This is a genomic window from Actinoplanes sp. CA-131856, assembly GCF_050956135.1.
Classification (GTDB): domain Bacteria; phylum Actinomycetota; class Actinomycetes; order Mycobacteriales; family Micromonosporaceae; genus Actinoplanes.
In genome coordinates, this window is sequence record NZ_CP191849.1 from 4,273,347 (window position 1) to 4,289,044 (window position 15,698).

General features: G+C 69.8%; 15 protein-coding genes. 6 read left to right on the forward strand and 9 right to left on the reverse strand.

What is annotated here, in order from left to right; translation table 11 throughout:
* Positions 1–49 precede the first annotated feature (49 nt).
* Entirely contained in the window at positions 50–1,099 is a 1,050-nt protein-coding gene (locus tag ACQP2X_RS19695; protein WP_498698998.1) for a spore photoproduct lyase family protein, read from the forward strand.
* Here ACQP2X_RS19695 and ACQP2X_RS19700 read toward each other — a convergent pair.
* Positions 1,096–1,905: an SDR family oxidoreductase gene (locus tag ACQP2X_RS19700; protein ID WP_498699003.1), complete on the reverse strand. Its 810-nt coding sequence runs from the start codon at positions 1,903–1,905 to the stop codon at positions 1,096–1,098. The genes ACQP2X_RS19695 and ACQP2X_RS19700 overlap by 4 nt on opposite strands.
* Positions 1,906–2,276: 371 nt before the next feature.
* Here ACQP2X_RS19700 and ACQP2X_RS19705 point away from each other — a divergent pair, with 371 nt between their 5' ends.
* The gene (locus ACQP2X_RS19705) at positions 2,277–3,878 is read left to right on the forward strand and encodes an ABC transporter ATP-binding protein (RefSeq protein ID WP_498699004.1); all 1,602 of its coding nucleotides are present in this window, start codon (positions 2,277–2,279) and stop codon (positions 3,876–3,878) included.
* A 62-nt stretch (positions 3,879–3,940) separates the two neighbouring features.
* The gene (locus ACQP2X_RS19710) at positions 3,941–5,623 is read left to right on the forward strand and encodes a carbohydrate-binding domain-containing protein (RefSeq protein ID WP_498699005.1); all 1,683 of its coding nucleotides are present in this window, start codon (positions 3,941–3,943) and stop codon (positions 5,621–5,623) included.
* Between the two features lie 3 nt (positions 5,624–5,626).
* On the opposite strand, the gene ACQP2X_RS19715 is transcribed toward ACQP2X_RS19710, so the two are convergent.
* The 6 genes from ACQP2X_RS19715 to ACQP2X_RS19740 are packed head-to-tail and all read right to left on the reverse strand — an operon-like array spanning position 5,627 to position 11,185.
* Positions 5,627–6,376 carry an ABC transporter ATP-binding protein gene (locus tag ACQP2X_RS19715; protein WP_498699007.1) on the reverse strand — a complete coding sequence of 250 codons (750 nt, stop codon included), beginning with the start codon at positions 6,374–6,376 and terminating at the stop codon, positions 5,627–5,629.
* On the reverse strand, positions 6,369–7,166 hold the full coding sequence (locus tag ACQP2X_RS19720; protein ID WP_498699010.1) for an ABC transporter ATP-binding protein: 798 nt from the start codon (positions 7,164–7,166) through the stop codon (positions 6,369–6,371). The genes ACQP2X_RS19715 and ACQP2X_RS19720 overlap by 8 nt, the downstream gene beginning before the upstream one ends.
* Positions 7,163–8,062, reverse strand: coding sequence for an ABC transporter permease (locus ACQP2X_RS19725; protein WP_498699013.1), 900 nt, complete (start codon positions 8,060–8,062; stop codon positions 7,163–7,165). Before ACQP2X_RS19725 ends, ACQP2X_RS19720 begins: the two co-directional genes overlap by 4 nt.
* Entirely contained in the window at positions 8,059–9,015 is a 957-nt protein-coding gene (locus ACQP2X_RS19730) for an ABC transporter permease (protein WP_498660160.1), read from the reverse strand. The genes ACQP2X_RS19725 and ACQP2X_RS19730 overlap by 4 nt, the downstream gene beginning before the upstream one ends.
* Positions 9,015–10,511 (reverse strand): ABC transporter substrate-binding protein, encoded by a 1,497-nt coding sequence (locus ACQP2X_RS19735; RefSeq protein ID WP_498699016.1) that lies wholly within the window; start codon positions 10,509–10,511, stop codon positions 9,015–9,017. Before ACQP2X_RS19735 ends, ACQP2X_RS19730 begins: the two co-directional genes overlap by 1 nt.
* Positions 10,508–11,185 carry a DUF1684 domain-containing protein gene (locus ACQP2X_RS19740; protein ID WP_498699018.1) on the reverse strand — a complete coding sequence of 226 codons (678 nt, stop codon included), beginning with the start codon at positions 11,183–11,185 and terminating at the stop codon, positions 10,508–10,510. Before ACQP2X_RS19740 ends, ACQP2X_RS19735 begins: the two co-directional genes overlap by 4 nt.
* 192 nt (positions 11,186–11,377) lie before the next feature.
* On the opposite strand from ACQP2X_RS19740, the gene ACQP2X_RS19745 reads away from it, so the two are divergent.
* On the forward strand, positions 11,378–12,727 hold the full coding sequence (locus ACQP2X_RS19745; RefSeq protein ID WP_498699021.1) for an FAD-dependent oxidoreductase: 1,350 nt from the start codon (positions 11,378–11,380) through the stop codon (positions 12,725–12,727).
* Here ACQP2X_RS19745 and ACQP2X_RS19750 read toward each other — a convergent pair.
* Positions 12,724–13,917 (reverse strand): hypothetical protein, encoded by a 1,194-nt coding sequence (locus tag ACQP2X_RS19750; RefSeq protein ID WP_498699023.1) that lies wholly within the window; start codon positions 13,915–13,917, stop codon positions 12,724–12,726. The two genes, ACQP2X_RS19745 and ACQP2X_RS19750, sit on opposite strands and share 4 nt — an antisense overlap.
* Positions 13,918–13,935: 18 nt before the next feature.
* Entirely contained in the window at positions 13,936–14,316 is a 381-nt protein-coding gene (locus ACQP2X_RS19755) for a winged helix-turn-helix transcriptional regulator (RefSeq protein ID WP_498699025.1), read from the reverse strand.
* 65 nt (positions 14,317–14,381) lie between these two features.
* Between ACQP2X_RS19755 and ACQP2X_RS19760 the strand changes: the two genes are divergently transcribed.
* Together ACQP2X_RS19760 and ACQP2X_RS19765 are read left to right on the forward strand one after the other, a co-directional pair.
* Positions 14,382–14,747 (forward strand): DoxX family protein, encoded by a 366-nt coding sequence (locus ACQP2X_RS19760; RefSeq protein WP_498699027.1) that lies wholly within the window; start codon positions 14,382–14,384, stop codon positions 14,745–14,747.
* 13 nt (positions 14,748–14,760) lie between these two features.
* On the forward strand, positions 14,761–15,624 hold the full coding sequence (locus tag ACQP2X_RS19765; RefSeq protein ID WP_498699028.1) for an LLM class flavin-dependent oxidoreductase: 864 nt from the start codon (positions 14,761–14,763) through the stop codon (positions 15,622–15,624).
* The last annotated feature ends 74 nt before the right edge of the window (positions 15,625–15,698 follow it).

The following is a 15,698-nucleotide window of genomic DNA, read 5'->3' on the forward strand; positions in this document are numbered from 1 at the left end:
GGGCCGAGCTGGGGCGATCGGTGGACTTCGACTAGGTACGGTGGGATTTGTGATTGACATCAGCCGGATCTACTACGAGGCCGCCGCGGCCGAGCTGCCACAGGGCAAGGAGATCCTGGCCCGGTTCCCCGGGGCGACGCTGGTGGAGGTCGAGAGCCACAACCGCATCCCCGAGTTGTACGGGGATGAGTCGAACGTGAATCGGTGGGTACGTATCAAGCAAGAGGCACTCGTCCTCGGGGTGAAGAAGTCGCTGAGCGCCCGTCCCAACGGGCGCTCAGCCGACTTCATCGCGCCCTCCACGGCCAACGGCTGCGCCATGGCCTGCGCCTACTGCTACGTGCCGCGGCACAAGGGCTACTCCAACCCGATCACGGTCTTCGCCAACATCGACAAGATTCTGGGGTACGTCCAACGGCACGCGGGACGGCAAGGCGTGAAGCCCGCCGGCAACGAGTGCGACCCGCTCGCCTGGGTCTACGACATCGGTGAGAACTCCGATTGCAGCGTCGACGCCCTCCTCAGCGACAACGTGCGCGACCTGGTCGAGCTCTTCCGGTGGATCCCGACGGCCAAGGCGTCGTTCGCCACCAAATACGTGAACCGGGACCTGCTCGACTGGGATCCCCAGGGCCGCACCCGGGTCCGCTTCTCGCTGATGCCCCAGGCCGACGCGAAGTTGCTGGACATTCGCACCTCGCCGATCGCCGAGCGGATCGGCGCCATCGACGACTTCGTGGCCGCCGGCTACGAAGTTCACGTCAACTTCAGCCCCGTGGTGGTCCGCGACGGCTGGCTCGAGGCCTGGTCGGAGCTGTTCGACCAGCTCGACGCGGGCATCGGCGCCGCCGCCAGGCAACAGCTGGCCTGCGAGGTCATCTTCCTGACCCACAACCGCGACCTGCACGAGGTGAACCTGGGCTGGCATCCGAAGGCCGAGGACGTCCTCTGGCGCCCCGAGCTCCAGCAGCCGAAGCGGTCGCAGAACGGCAGCTGGAACGTGCGCTACCGCACGGGCAGCAAGGGCCGTTACGTCCAGGCCCTGACCGACCTGATCGCCGAGCGGATCCCCTACTGCCGGGTCCGGTACGCCTTCTAGCCCTCCCGCCACTCGTCCGTCTTCAGGTGGGAGCCGGCCTGCGGGCCCATCAGGAGCATGCCGCCGTCGACGACCCAGGACGAGCCGGTCACGTAGGCGCCCTGGGGTCCGGCGAGCATCGCGACCACGGCCGCCACTTCGTTCGCGTCGCCCGGGCGGCCGATCGGGATGCCGGGGCGGTCCACGGTGAACGGGTCGACGTCCTCGTTACCGGTCATCGGCGTCGCGATCTCGCCCGGTGCGACCGCGTTCACGGTGATGCCGTGGCTTGCCAGCTCCTGCGCCATCACCTTCGTCAACAGCCCCAGGCCGCCCTTGGCCGCGCAGTACGCCCCGGCGCCCACCCGCGGAGCGTGCTCGTGCACGCTCGTGATGTTGATGATCCGGCCGCCCCGCCCGGCGGCCGACATCCGCCGGGCGGCCCGCTGCGCGCAGAGGAACGGCCCGTCCAGGTCGACCGTGAGGACCTCGCGCCACTGCTCGTACCCGGTGTCGACGACCGGCGTCGAAATTCCGGTGCCGGCGCAGTTGACGAGCACCCCGAGCCCGCCCAGCGCCTCCGCGAGGTCGTCCACGACGTCCGCCGCCGACGGCAGGTTTGTCAGGTCGAGGTGGCGCGTCTCGGCCCGGCCACCGGCCGCGCGCACCTTCTCCGCCGTGGCCTCGGCGCCGCCGTCGTCGGACCGGTAGGTGACGCCCACGTCGAACCCGGCCTCCGCGAGCGCCACCGCGATGGCCTCGCCGATTCCGGAGTCGGAACCCGTTACCACCGCGACCTTGTCGTATCCGTCATATCGCACAGCCATGCCCCGATGAATACCCCGCCGTCGCGAGCTTATGCGATTCCCAGGTTCCGCACATTGGCCGGACAACCTCGGGAAATAGCTTTCTCTCGGCAAGCGCCGCAAGGCGTACGACAAGAGAAAGGAATTGGCCATGCCGTTCCAGAACATCCTCCCGAAGAAGCGCGAAGAGCTCCCCCGCCCGCCGGCCGAGCTGAAGAAGAAGAACAAGAAGGCGAAGAAGGCCGACCCGCGCCGCGACGGCCAGTGACGAGCCGCACGCGCAGGTGAACGGAGTGGGGCCGGTCCCGTCGGGCCGGCCCCCACTCCTGTGGTCGGGGGAGACGTTGAAGACGATAAGGCGGTTCTGGCCACTGGTCGCGGCCGACCGGAAGATGGTTGTTGCAGGCGGAGCGCTCGCCATCGGCGCGGCCGGGGCCGAGGTTGTCGCCGTCTATCTGTTCGGCGTCATCACCGACGAGGTGCTGGCCGCCGGAAATCTCCACGCATTGTGGGGGCCGGCGACAGCGTGGCTCGCCATTGCCGTCGCGGGCGCGGTCGCCTCCTTTTCCGCCGGCATTCTGGTGACGCTCGCCGGCGAACGGTTCCTGCTGCGATTACGCGACCGCGTGTTCGCGCACGTGCAGCGCATTCCGCTCGATTTCCTCGACCAGAGCCGTCTCGGTGACCTGATGACCCGGCTCACCGACGACCTCGAATCGGTGGAGGGTCTCGTCGTGTCCGGCCTCGTCCGCACGGTCACCGCCGGGGTCAGCGTCATCGCGTTCGCGACCGCCGCTCTTCTCGTACGATGGGACCTCGCTCTCGCCTCGTTCGCTCTCGCCCCGCTGTTCTGGCTGGTGTCGCGGGCGATCGGCGGCCGTTTCCAGGCGGCCGCGGCCGAGGAGCGGGCCGGTAACGGCGGCATCGCCACCGTCGTCGAGGAGAGCCTGTCCAACCAGGCGGTGGTGCGCGCCTACAACCGGCAGGAGGCCGAGCAGGAGCGCCTGCACCGGCAGGGCCTGGTGTGGCTGCGGGCCCGGATGGCCGAGACCCGCCTGGGCTCCCTCTACGGGCCGCTGGTCGGCGTCGTGGAGACCATCTGCGTGCTGACCGTCCTGGGTCTCGGCGCGTGGGAGCTGTCGGCGGGCCGGGTCAGCCTCGGCGGCCTGCTGTCGTTCGCCGGCTACCTCGGCTATCTCTATCCGCCGATCCAGACGCTGGGCCAGTTCCCGCTCACCGCGGCCGAGGCGGCCGCCGCCGTCGAACGCCTGGACGACCTGCTGCGCGTACGTCCCGCGGTGAACGACGCCGAGGCCGGTGTGGCCTGGCGGGCCTCGGGCCGGGTGGATGTGGCCGGCGTCGGGTTCAGCTATCCGCGGGCCGGCCGGCCCGCCCTGCGCGGCCTGTCGTTCACCGCCGACCCCGGCGACCTGGTGCTGCTCGCCGGCCCGAGCGGCGCCGGCAAGTCCACCGTGACCAAGCTTCTGCTGCGCTTCTACGACCCGAGCGCCGGGCGGATCCTGCTCGACGGCGTCGACATCCGGCGCCTGCCGGTCCGTACACTGCGGGCCAACGTCACCCTCCTGCACCAGGAGAGCCAGCTGTTCGCCGGCAGCCTCTACGACAACATCGCCTACGGCCGGCCCTCGGCGACCGCCGATGAGGTCGAGGCGGCGGCCCGCGCGGCCGACGCCCACGACTTCATCGCCGCGATGCCGGAGGGCTACCGCACCGACGTGGGCCACCGGGGCCGCCTGCTCTCCGGCGGCCAGCGCCAGCGCGTCGCGATCGCCCGGGCCCTGCTGCGCGACACCCCGGTGCTGGTCCTGGACGAGCCCACCACCGGCCTGGACCGCGACTCGGCGGCCCGGATCATGGCGCCGCTGCGCCGGCTGATGGCGGGCCGCACCACGATCCTCATCAGCCACGACACCCATCTCGACGTCTCGCCGGACCGGGTCGTCCACATTGGCGATCAATCTTTGTCGCTGTGACGGTCTGGTTCTGTTCACCTACTTTCTGATACACAGAAGATCACCGATCTTGGAGGTCTTCTGTGCACAGCACCACCTGGCGGCGTCGCGGCGGCGCCGCCTTCGCCGCGACCACGGCCCTGCTGGCCGTCTCGGCCGCGCCGGCCTTCGCCGACGTGTCCGGTGAGTTCGAAAGCGGCGTCATCTCACCCACGTCGAACGCGAAGGCGGCATCGGAGACGGCGGCCGGCGGAGGGGCCGCCGTGGAGATGTGGGACCCCAGCAGCGTCGCGCTGAGCGTCACCAACGGCACCGACGCCACCTCGGCCTACAAGATCCGTGCCCGGCAGGAGATCTGCGGGCCGGCCGCGGCCCAGATGGTGGTCAAGGTGGACGGCGTCACCGCCGGCACCTTCACCGTCTCGGCCACCACCTACACCGATTACACGGTGACCGGGAACTGGGCCGCCGGGGCGCACACGATCACCGTGAGCTTCCCCAACGCGTACCACAACAGCAACTGCATCGCCCGCGAGCTCTGGGTCGACCGGGTCACCGCCGTGTCGGCCGCCACCGGGCCGGCCTACTACGTCGACCGGACCGCCGCCGCGGGTGGCGACGGCACCTCGGCCGCCACCGCGTGGGACTCGATCAGCGACGTCAACGCGGCGAACCTCCCGTCCGGCGCCACCGTCCTGTTCAAGACGGGGCAGACGTTCACGGGTGCGGCCCTGGTCGCCGACAACGCCGGGGTCACCTACGGGTCGTACGGCGGAGGCGCCCGCCCGATCCTCGACGGCGGCGGCACCAGCTACCCGATCACCATCAGCGCCCCGTTCGTCACGGTGAAGGACGTGCACGTCCGCAACGCCGGCCAGGCCGACAAGATCGGTCTCGTCGTGAACGCCCCGGACGCCAAGGTGCAGAACGTGACGGCCACCGGCAACGCCATCGGCATCCAGGCCATGGCCGGCGCCCACCGGCTGCGCGTCACCGGGAGCACGGTGACCGACAACACCACCGTCATCGCCCCCGGCGGCACCAACGACGACTACGGCGCGAGCGGCATCGTGGTCCTGGCCGCCGACGACGTCGAGATCGACCACAACACGATCAGCCGCAACGTCGGCCCGTCGCCCGACTTCGTGTTCGACGGCTCGGCCGTGGAGATCTTCGGCGGGATCGGCACGTCGATCCACCACAACGTCGCGGTCGACAACCAGACCTTCTCCGAGCTGGGCGACAACCGGACGGCCAACACGCGCTTCTCGAACAACCTGGTCACCACGTCGGCGTCGTTCAGCGCCGGCCAGGTCCTCGGCATCAACGTCCAGGGCAGCGAGGGCGTCTTCGGCGTCGTCAAGAACACGGTCATCACGAACAACACGTTCGTGCTGCGCAACCCCGACGCCGGGGTGCTGGTCGTCGGTCTCGGGGCCGACGCGACCTTCCACAACAACATCGTCGAGGCCGACCAGTCGGGCTACACCTACCAGCCGATCGACGAGGGCCACAACGTCTACTACGGCGAGTACTACAACGGCGTCACGTCGACCGCCAACACCAGCGCCGAGGGTGGCATCGCGCCCTCCTCGGCGACGGCCGACCCGCTGTTCGTCTCGGCCACCGACTTCCACCTCCAGACCGGTTCACCGGCCAAGAACAGGGGCGTCAGCGCGTACGGCGTGACGACCGACCTCGACGGCCTTCCCCGCCTCTACGGCAGCGGGGTCGACGCCGGGGCGTACGAGCGCCAGTCCAACTAGGACTCAGGCCGGGAGCCGGGGCACGCTCGACAGGAGCTTGCGGGTGTACGGATGGGACGGGGCGCCCAGCACTTGGGACGTCCCGCCCTGTTCGACCAGCCGGCCGCGCTCCAGCACCGCCGTGTACCGGCACAGCTCGGCCACGACGCCCAGGTCGTGCGAGACGAGCAGGATGGTGAGATCCCGCTCGGCGCAGAGCGACGACAGCAGGTCGACGATGCGGACCCGGGTGGTCAGGTCGAGAGCGCTCACCGGCTCGTCGGCCAGCAGGACCTTCGGGTGGCAGACGATGGCCCGGGCGATGGCGATCCGCTGGCGCTGACCGCCGGAGAACTCGTGCGGATAACGGCTCGCGGTGTCGGCCGGCAGCCCCACCGCGTCGAGCGCCTCGGCCACCCGGGCCGGGTCGGCGCCCAGTCCGAGGCCCCGCAAGGGCTCGGCCACGATCCGGCCGATCCGGTGGCGGGGGTCCAGCGACGAGTACGGGTCCTGGAAGACCGCTTGCACGGAACGCCGGTAGTCCCGCATCCGTCCGCGGGTGAGCGGCTGCCCGCCGAACGTGATGGTGCCGGTGGTGGGCCGGGCCAGCCCGAGCAGCAGCCGCAGAAGGGTGCTCTTGCCGGCGCCGGACTCGCCGACCAGCGCCACGTTCCGCCCGGCCTCGACGGCCAGCGAGACGTCGGTCAGCGCCGGCTGGCCACCACGGTAGGAGAAGCCGACGGCCTCGGCCGCGAGCAGGGGTGAATCAGTCACGGGCAGTCCGCTCCAGGGCGGCGTCGAAACGCCGGGCGCTGTCGACGAGGGTTCGGGTGTAGGGGTGTGCGGGGCCGGCGATCAGCGAGGAGATCGGGCCGGACTCGACGATCCGGCCGCCGCGCATCACGTGAGTGTCGCGGATGACCCGGGCCGCCACCGGCAGATCGTGGGTGATGAAGACGAGCGCGGTGCCGTGCGCGGTCGCCAGGCGGTCCAGCAGGTCGAGGATCTCGGCCTGGACGGTCACGTCGAGCGCCGTGGTCGGCTCGTCGGCGATCAGCAGGCGGGGACGGCAGGCGATCGCCATCGCGATGGCCACCCGCTGGCGCTGGCCGCCGGAGAGCTGATGCGGATATGAGCGGGCGATCCGGTCGGTGTCGTCCAGGAGCACCTCCCGCAGCGCGCCGTGCACGGCGTCGCGCAGGGCGGCGCCCCGCAGGCCCCGGACCCGGCGCAGCGGCTCGGCGATCTGGCGGCCGGCCCGCATCAGCGGGTTCAGCGCGGTGAGCGGCTCCTGGAACACGATGGCGGCCACCGGGCCCCGCACGGCAGTCCGCTGCCGCTCGGGCGCGCCGATCATGTCGACGCCGTCGAGGCGCACGTCGCCGGTGGCGGTCAGGCCGGGCGGTAGCAGGCCGGTGACCGCGAGGGCCGTCAGGGACTTGCCGGACCCGGACTCGCCGATCAGGCCGACCCGGTCGCCCTGGGCCACAGTGAACGAGATGTCGTCGACCAGTGTGGTGCCGCCGCTGCGAACGGTCAGCCCGGAAACGGAGAGCAGACTCATCGGTCCTCCCGGCGAGTGGCGTCGGGGCCGACGGCGGTGAGGGCCGGGTCGATGACTTCGGTGTAGTCGGCGACATCAAAAGCGGAGCCGCGGCGGCGGGCCGGGTCGGTGAGGTCGCGCAGCCCGTCGGCGGTCAGGTTCATGCCAATCACCAGCACCACCAGGGCAATGCCGGGCGCCAGCGCGGCGACCGGCGAGGTCAGCACCGTGGCCTGCGCCTCGTACAGCATGCGGCCCCACGAGGCGTTCGGAGGCGGCGTGCCCAGCCCCAGATACGACAGGCTCGCCTCGGCCAGCACAGCCAATCCGGCTTGGAGGGCCAGGTTCACCATCACCACCGGCCCGATGTTGGGCAGGATGTGGCTGACGACGATCCGCGGCCACGACACCCCGGCAATCCGGGCCGCCGTGATGTAGTCCCTCGCGAGCACCTGCTTCACCAGCACCCGCACCAGCCGGGCCACGATCGCGGCCATGGCCAGCCCGATGGCCAGGATCGCCGTGCCCAGCGACGCGCCCGTGCCGGCCACGATGAGCATGGCCAGCAGCAGGGTCGGGAACGCGATCAGGATGTCCAGCACCACCGCGAAGGCGTCGTCGAGCCAGCGCTGAGCGAAGCCCGCAAGTAAGCCGGCACTCACACCAAGCACGCCGCCGACCGCCACCGCGCCCAGCGCCGTCGCGATCGCGATGCGGCCGCCGATCAGCAGTTGGGTGAACAGGTCCCGGCCGAGTTTGTCAGTACCTAGCAGATGGTCTCCGCCGGGCGGCATCAGCCGGCCCCCGGAGGTGTCGTCCGGCGGGAAGGGCAGCCAGACGTACGAGATCAGCACCGCGCCGACCACGATCAGCACCAGCACGAGCCCGATGACCAGATGAAGTGAACGACGGTTCACGAGGCGCTCCGATGCAGCAGGCGGGGGTCGACCAGGCGCTGCGACACGTCGCCGAGGAAGCCGACCACTAGCACGGCCGCGGTGCTGACCAGCATCACGCCCTGGATGACCGGGAAGTCGTGCTCGCCGATCGCCTTGACCAGCATGCCGCCCAGGCCGGGCAGCGCGAACACGCTCTCCACGACCACCGCGCCCAGGAACGTCGTGGCCAGCTCCATGGCGAGCACCGCGATGACCGGCACGGCCGCGTTGCGCAGCCCGTGCCGCCACAGGGCGCGGGCGGGGGAGGAGCCGAGCGACCGGGCCGTACGAAGGTAGTCGGCGCCCTTGACCTCCAGGACGGCCGCCCGGACGTACCGGATGAGAGAGGCCGACATGACCAGCGCGACCGTCACGACCGGCAGAACCAGCGACTCGGCCGCGGCCGGGAAATCGGCCCAGCCGTCCGGCGGGAAACCGCCGGCCGGAAGCACTTGCAGCTTCAAGGCGAAAACGGTGACCAACAGAAGACCCACCCAGAAGGCGGGGACCGCGATGCCGAACTGAGCCACCGCGTTCAGCACCACCCCGTACCACCGGTCGGCCCGGACCGCGGCCAGCGTGCCTACCGGCACCGCCACGACGACCGCGAGCACGAACGCGGCCAGGGTCAGCGGGACCGTGACGGGCAGCCGCGCCGCGATCTCCGGCGCCACCGGCAGCTTGCTGATCAGCGAGGTGCCGAGGTCGCCCGAGAACAGGTCGCCGAGCCAGGTGAGGAACTGGGTGAGCAACGGCTCGTTGGTGCCCAGCTCCCGCCGGGCGGCCTCGATCTGCTCGGGGGTCGCGCCCACCGGCAGCAGAGCGTTGGCCGGGTCGCCCGGCAGGAGCCGCAGCAGCACGAACAGCGCCACCGCGGCGAGGAACAGCGACCCCAGCAGGATCGCCGTCCTTCGCAGCAGGTAGCGGGTCATCAGTTCTTGACGATGTCGTACGCCGGGAACTGCGCGTTGAGGCCGTTGAGCGGGTAGCCGGACAGCTTCGACGAGGCGACGACGATCTGCGGGTAGAGGTAGAGCCAGTCGCTGGCGGCGTCGGTGGCGATCTGCTTGTTGGCCTGCTTCAGCAGCGCGGTCTGCTCGTCGGTGGTCTTGGCCTCCTCGGCCTGGTTGATCCAGGCAGTGACCTGCTTGTTGTCGTAGCCCCAGTAGAAGGTGGGGTCGCCGTACCAGACCACGTCCCGATCGTTCACGTGCTCCTGCATCGTCGCCTGGAAGTCACGCTTCTGGTACACCTTCGTGTACCACTGGTCGGCCGTGATCGTGTTGATGGTGACCGTGACGCCGATCTTCGCGAGCTCCGACTTGATGAAGGTCGCGGCGGTCGGGTGCGGGTCGTAGTTCGGCGTGTCCAGCGTGAAGGTGAAGCCGTTCGGGAAGCCGGCGGCGGCCAGCTTGGCCTTGGCCGCGGCCACGTCGTACGCGTTGACCGAGGTCAGATCTTCGTACCACGGGTCGGTGGGCGGGACCATGGAGCCGATGACCGTGCCGTAGTCGCCCCAGATCGAGTTGAGCAGCTTCTTCTTGTCGATGGCCTGGGTGATGGCCTGGCGTACCTCGACCTTGTCGAACGGCGCGACCTTGTCGTTGAAGGCCAGCAGCAGCTTGGTCGTCGACTTGCCGTCGTTGACCTTGTACGAGTCGTTGTTCTTGAACTGGGCCAGCGCGTCCGGGCTCTGCTCGCTGGTCACGACGTCGACCGCGTTCGTCAGCAGCGCGTTGTTCAGCGCCGTGGCGTCCGTGTAGTAGTGGAAGACCACGCCGGCGTTCTTCGCGGGCGTACCCCAGTAGCCGTCGAACTTCGTCAGCGTGAGCGTCGAGCCGCGCTTCCAGTCACCCAGCTTGTACGGGCCGGTGCCGTCGGCCTTCGTGGTCAGATCGGTCGCCTCGGAGTTGACGATCCAGACGTAGCTGAGGTTGTAGACGAACGAGATCGACCGCTTCTTGAGGGTGACCACGACCGTCGCGTCGTCCGGCGTCGCGATGCTCTTGACGACCTCGAGGTTGCTCTTGCGGGCCGACTTCGAGTTCTCCGCGGTCACCCGCTCGATGCTCGCCTTGACGTCGGCCGAGGTCAGCGTCTTGCCGGACTGGAACTTGACGTTCGGCTGGAGGGTGAACGTGTAGGTCAGGCCGTCGGCGCTGACCTTCTCGCTCTTGGCCAGCAGCGGCTCGACCTTGCCGTCGTCGGTGAGCTTGTAGAGGCCCTCGTAGACGTTGCCGTTGAGCGCCTCGGTGACGCCCTGGCCGCCGCCGGCCGTGTTGTCGAGGTTCTGCGGCTCATAGACCGAGCCGACCTGAATGGTGGCTTTGTCAGGGGCCGCGGACGACGTGTCGTCCGAAGAAGAACCGCAAGCCGCCACCACACTCAGCGCGGTGACCGCCGCGAGCGAGGCCAGGAGCTTTCTCATACTTCGTATCCATTCTTGAACAGAGGGAGCTTCTCGCCGGCGAGGACCGGGACGGCGATGCGGTTCTGCGGTGGCGGCATCGGGCAGTTGTAGGCCGCGGAGAAGCCACAGGGCGGGACGAAGGCCCGGTTGAAGTCGAGGACGATCTTGTTGGTGCCGGGCGTCAGGGTGGGGAAGAGGAAACGCCCGGAGTGGTACGTCTCGGAGCCGTTGGTCGGGTCGCCGAAGACCAGCAGCAGCGTGCCCTCGTCGTCGAAGGCGCTCAGGTTGTAGTCGCGCCCGGCGATGGTGAGGTGAATATCACCCGGCACCGGAAGATCACGCGTGCGGCCCTCGTCGCGGGCGTGCTCGAAGGGCAGATAGCGGGCCCCGGGCACCTCGGTCCAGGTTCCCTCAAGCACCCAGTCCTGCGCATATGGGTAGGCGTCAATGCCTGCGAAAGCACGGATGGCCGGCGACTCGGCGTCCCAGAGGCGGACGCCGCGCTGCTCGATGCCCGTGATCAAATCACGTCGGGCCAGCGTGCTGGCGGTTACTGTGGGTGGCTGGTCCTTCAGGGCCGCGGCGGGGTCGTCGGCGCCCCAGCGGGTCTCGATCAGGGCGAGATTGCCGGTGGGCGCGGTGACCTTGCGCTCCCGCGCCTGTCGCCACGCAGCGTATTCGTCTGCCGTCATGGAGGAGCCTCAGCTAGTTGATCATGGTGTCTGCCATCGCAACCCTACATTCCCCATGGGTTTAATAGCATGGTGGGTCTCGTCACGCTGCGCGACGGAATATCACCCGGCGGGACCTGATTTGATCTGAACCTAGGTTGAGGTTTTACAGTTAGGTTTGCCTAACGTCGATCTTGTTAAGGAACCGCGTTTATGGATCGCCCTCTGCGGGTTGCCGTCATCGGCGCCGGCCCGGCCGGCATCTACGCCGCCGACCACCTCATCAAGGCCGTCGAGAACGTCACCGTCGACATCTTCGACAAGCTCCCGACCCCCTACGGTCTGATCCGGTACGGCGTCGCACCGGACCACCCGCGGATCAAGGAGATCATCAAGGCTCTCCACCGGGTGATGGACAACCCGCGGATCCGCTTCATCGGCAACGTCGCCTACGGCGTGGACGTCAAGCCCGAGGAGATGAACCGCTTCTACGACGCGACGATCATCGCCACCGGCGCCGAGAAGGACCGCGAGCTCGACATCCCCGGCATCGACAAGCTGGGCAGCTACGGCGCCGCCGACTTCGCGTCCTGGTACAACGGGCACCCCGACGTCTCCCGCGACTGGCCGCTGACCGCCCAGAAGGTCGCCGTCATCGGCGCCGGCAACGTCGCCGTCGACGTGGCCCGGATCCTCGCCAAGACGGCCGACGAGCTGCTCGAGACCGAGATCCCGGACAACGTTTACCAGCACCTGAAGGCCAGCCCGGTCACCGACGTGCACGTCTTCTCGCGGCGCGGACCGGCCCAGGTCAAGTTCACCCCGCAGGAGCTGCGCGAGCTCGACCACTCGCCGAACGTCGACGTCATCGTGCACCCCGAGGGCATCGAGTTCGACGAGGGCAGCCTCGAGGCGATGCGGCAGACCCGGCACGTCAAGATGTGCGTCGACATCCTGCAGAACTGGGCCGTCCGCGACCCCCGCGAGGACCGTCCGCGCCGCCTGCACCTGCACTTCCTCCAGGCGCCGGTCGAGGTCCTGGGCGAGAACGGCAAGGTCGAGGGCCTTCGTACGGAGACGCAGGAGCTCACCGGCGACGGCTGGGTCCGCGGCACCGGCGAGTTCACCGACTGGGACGTCCAGGCCGTCTACCGCGCGGTCGGCTATCTCAGCACGGCCCTGCCCGACCTGCCGTTCGACGCCAAGAGCGGCACCATCCCGCACGAGGCCGGCCGCATCCTCGACCTCGACGGCGAGCACATCCCCGGCATGTACGTCACCGGCTGGATCAAGCGCGGCCCGGTCGGCCTCATCGGCCACACCAAGGGCGACGCCAGCGAGACCGTCACCAGCCTGCTGGCCGACGTCGAGAAGCTGCCCACGGCGCCGTCGCGCGAGCACGACGACGTGACGAACTACCTGCGCGGCCGGGGCCTGCCCATCACCACGTGGGAGGGCTGGCAGAAGCTCGACGCGCACGAGGTCACCCTCGGCGAGCCGCACGGCCGCCAGCGCATCAAGGTCGTCGCCCGCGACGAGATGACCACCATCTGCAACGGCTAGCTGGTCGGGCCTTTCCGGTCGACGACCGGAAAGGCCCGCCGCACGTCGCTGAGAAAGACACAGCGTTCCTGGGCGTACGTCGTCACGGCCGCCCACAACGCCTCCAGCGCCGCTTGCAGCGGTTCGGGCCCGGCGGCCGCCCACAGCGCCGGAGCGGCCATCGCGACCCGGTCGACGGGGCCGTCCAGCATGCGGGGCAACCGCTTGTCGAGGCTCTCGTAGAGCGGGCGGAGCGAGACCTTCGAGTACGTCGGGGGCGCCGCACCCAGGATGCGCGTCCACAGCGCCTTCGAGGTGGTGTACTCGGCCGGCAGCGGCTCGCCCCGCTCCAGCGCCGCCCACGCCGGCGCCATCCAGTCGAGGTCGCCGACACCGGCGTAGGTGAACGCCCGCCGCGCCGCCCAGACCGCGATGCGCCGCTGCGTCTCGTCGCCGGCCCCGGCCACCCCGTCGACCAGATCGCGGTCGAGCCGGGCCATGCTGTGCACGTTGCCCCGGACCCGGCGCAGCCGGTCGCTCGGCGGGCGCCCGCCCCAGAGCCGCGCCTCCTCCCGCCGCCGGTATTCCTCGGCCCGGCGCGCCTGCTCCTCGCGTTCGCGTTCCGCCGCCTCGACCTGCTCCCACAGCGTCGGCGGGGCCGGGAGGGCGGAGGCCCAGCCGTGCCAGTAGGCGGCGGATCGGCTGGTCTGCCGCACGATGCTGTCGCCCTCGTCCGCTTGATCGTCCGGCCAGAAGCACAGCAGGTAGCGGTCCGGGCGCTGGTTCATGTAGGTGTAGTCGCCGTCCTCGATCTCGTCCGGATCGAAGGCGCCGAACGGTTTGCTGCCCTCGTCCATGCCGGCCGCGCAGTACCGGACCCGGTAGCGCGGTCGGGGGAGGGGGAGCTCGGCCAGCGTGCCGTCACCCCAGGGAACCAGGCCGGCCGTGGCCGCCCGGGGCACGAACGACACCTCGACGACCTCTTCCCAGGCCGCGTCCGCGGGCCGGGGCTCCACCTCGTACAACTCGATGGTGAATTTGACCTGGCCCGAATGCGTGCCGGTCATGAGGAAGAGCGCGCCGGGATCGCCCGCACCGCAGAGCCCGTTGACCTGGCCCGCGAAGGCGCGGTCCATGTCGGGCAGCTCGCGGCTCGTCACATAGCCCTGTCCGTACGCGACCGGCAGCGGACCGTCGAAGAGGATTCGCATCGGTCGATCCTGCCATCGTCAGGTCCCGCGGGTCGTCCCGTAGGCGGCGCGGCTGGCCTCGATGGCCGGCACGTGCTCGATGGCCCATCCGGCCAGGGCCAGCGCGGGCGCGATCAGGCTCTGGCCCATCGCCGTCAGCGCATATTCGACACGGGGCGGCACCTCGGCGTGCGCCGTGCGGGAGACCAGCCCGTCGCGTTCCAGATGGCGCAGGGTCAGCGTCAGCATCCGCTGCGAGATGCCCGGGATCTGGTGATGGAGGTCGGTGAAGCGGACCGTGCCCTGATCGAGCGTAGCCACGATCAGCAGCGTCCACTTGTTGCAGATCTGATCGAGGATTGCCCGCAGCGTCTCGCCGCCGTCGCCGCGGATCATGCACGTGTGCTCGTACTCCGACATGACACCCCCTCAGGCACACGGATGTGCCTTTTGTAGGCCCTTGAAAAGTGCCGCATGATCCAACCATGCACCTCGCCTACTGGATCGTCGCCGCGCTGCTCGCCCTCGTCTACCTGTACTCCGGCGGCCTCAAGGTCCTTCAGAGCCGCGACCAGCTCCGGCCGATGATGGGCTGGGTCGACAGCGTTCCGCTGCCCTTGCTTCGTACGATCGGCGTGCTCGAGATCCTGGGCGCCGTGGGCCTGATCCTGCCGCCGCTGACCGGGATCCTGCCCGGGCTGGCTCTCGCCGCGGCCGTCGGTCTCGTACTCGTCCAGATCGGCGGCATCGCCCTGCACCTCTCGCGCGGCGAGGCCCGCCTGATCGGCTTCAACATCGTGCTTCTCGTGCTCGCGGCAGTGGCGGTCTGGCTCGCGACCGTCTGGGTGTGATCATCTATTCGGCATGACCAGGATCGGATTCATGTTCGACCGTGACCGGCAGCCCGAAGAGCTGACCGGCTTCGCCACCGACCTCGAACAGCTCGGCGCGGACGACCTGTGGGTGATCGAGGACCTCGGCTGGACCGGCGCGATCAGCTCGGCCGCGCTCGCCCTGGCCGCCACCTCCCACCTGCGGGTGGGCATCGGCATCACGCCGGTCGCGTTCCGCAACCCGGCCCTGCTGGCCATGGAGGTGGGCAACCTGGCCCGGGTGCACGAGGGCCGGCTGGTGGCGGGGGTCGGCCACGGCGTGCCGGACTGGATGCGCAAGGTGGGCGCCGAGCGCACCCGCAAGCTGGCCCTGCTGGAGGAGACGATCGTCGGTGCCCGTGGCCTGCTCGCCGGCGAGACGGTCACCCTGCACGGCCAGGAGGTGACGCTGGACGGCATCTCGCTGGTCCACCCGCCGCGGGTGGTCCCGCCGATCGTGACGGGCGTGGTGAAGCCGAAGTCGCTCGAACTGTCGGGCCGCGTGGCCGACGGCACGATCCTGGCCGAGGGTGCCGGCCCGGCCGAGATCACCGCCGCCCTGGCGCACATCGCCCGCGGCCGCGAGGCCGGCGACCGCCCGGCCCACGAGCTGATCGTCTTCACCTATCTGCGCACCGACGACTTCGAGGTGACCCGGGAGATGGTCGAGGCCCAGGCGGCGTGGCTCGGCGTGGACCCGTCGGAGGTCTTCTCGCTGATCGGCCCGGCGTCGGAGATCCCCGCGAAGATCGAGGCATTGCGCGCGGCGGGCGCGGACACGATCGTGCTGCGGCCGCTCGGCCCCGACCCGCTCGCGCAGGTGCGCACGGCCATGGAGGCCATCGGCCCACGGTAGGGCCCGGCTGGGATGTATCGATAGACGTCTATCAATGGCTACGGTTTGTCCTCCATCGATTCCGCTTCGAGGAG

Bases quoted from the DNA above. Each gene is read 5' to 3' on its own strand.
- ACQP2X_RS19735 (WP_498699016.1), bottom strand. From the start codon at position 10,511: ATGAGAAAGCTCCTGGCCTCGCTCGCGGCGGTCACCGCGCTGAGTGTG.
- ACQP2X_RS19705 (WP_498699004.1), top strand. From the start codon at position 2,277: ATGGTTGTTGCAGGCGGAGCGCTCGCCATCGGCGCGGCCGGGGCCGAG.
- ACQP2X_RS19750 (WP_498699023.1), bottom strand. From the start codon at position 13,917: ATGCGAATCCTCTTCGACGGTCCGCTGCCGGTCGCGTACGGACAGGGC.
- ACQP2X_RS19730 (WP_498660160.1), bottom strand. From the start codon at position 9,015: ATGACCCGCTACCTGCTGCGAAGGACGGCGATCCTGCTGGGGTCGCTG.
- ACQP2X_RS19765 (WP_498699028.1), top strand. From the start codon at position 14,761: ATGACCAGGATCGGATTCATGTTCGACCGTGACCGGCAGCCCGAAGAG.
- ACQP2X_RS19755 (WP_498699025.1), bottom strand. From the start codon at position 14,316: ATGTCGGAGTACGAGCACACGTGCATGATCCGCGGCGACGGCGGCGAG.
- ACQP2X_RS19740 (WP_498699018.1), bottom strand. From the start codon at position 11,185: ATGACGGCAGACGAATACGCTGCGTGGCGACAGGCGCGGGAGCGCAAG.
- ACQP2X_RS19745 (WP_498699021.1), top strand. From the start codon at position 11,378: ATGGATCGCCCTCTGCGGGTTGCCGTCATCGGCGCCGGCCCGGCCGGC.
- ACQP2X_RS19760 (WP_498699027.1), top strand. From the start codon at position 14,382: ATGCACCTCGCCTACTGGATCGTCGCCGCGCTGCTCGCCCTCGTCTAC.
- ACQP2X_RS19720 (WP_498699010.1), bottom strand. From the start codon at position 7,166: ATGAGTCTGCTCTCCGTTTCCGGGCTGACCGTTCGCAGCGGCGGCACC.
- ACQP2X_RS19700 (WP_498699003.1), bottom strand. From the start codon at position 1,905: ATGGCTGTGCGATATGACGGATACGACAAGGTCGCGGTGGTAACGGGT.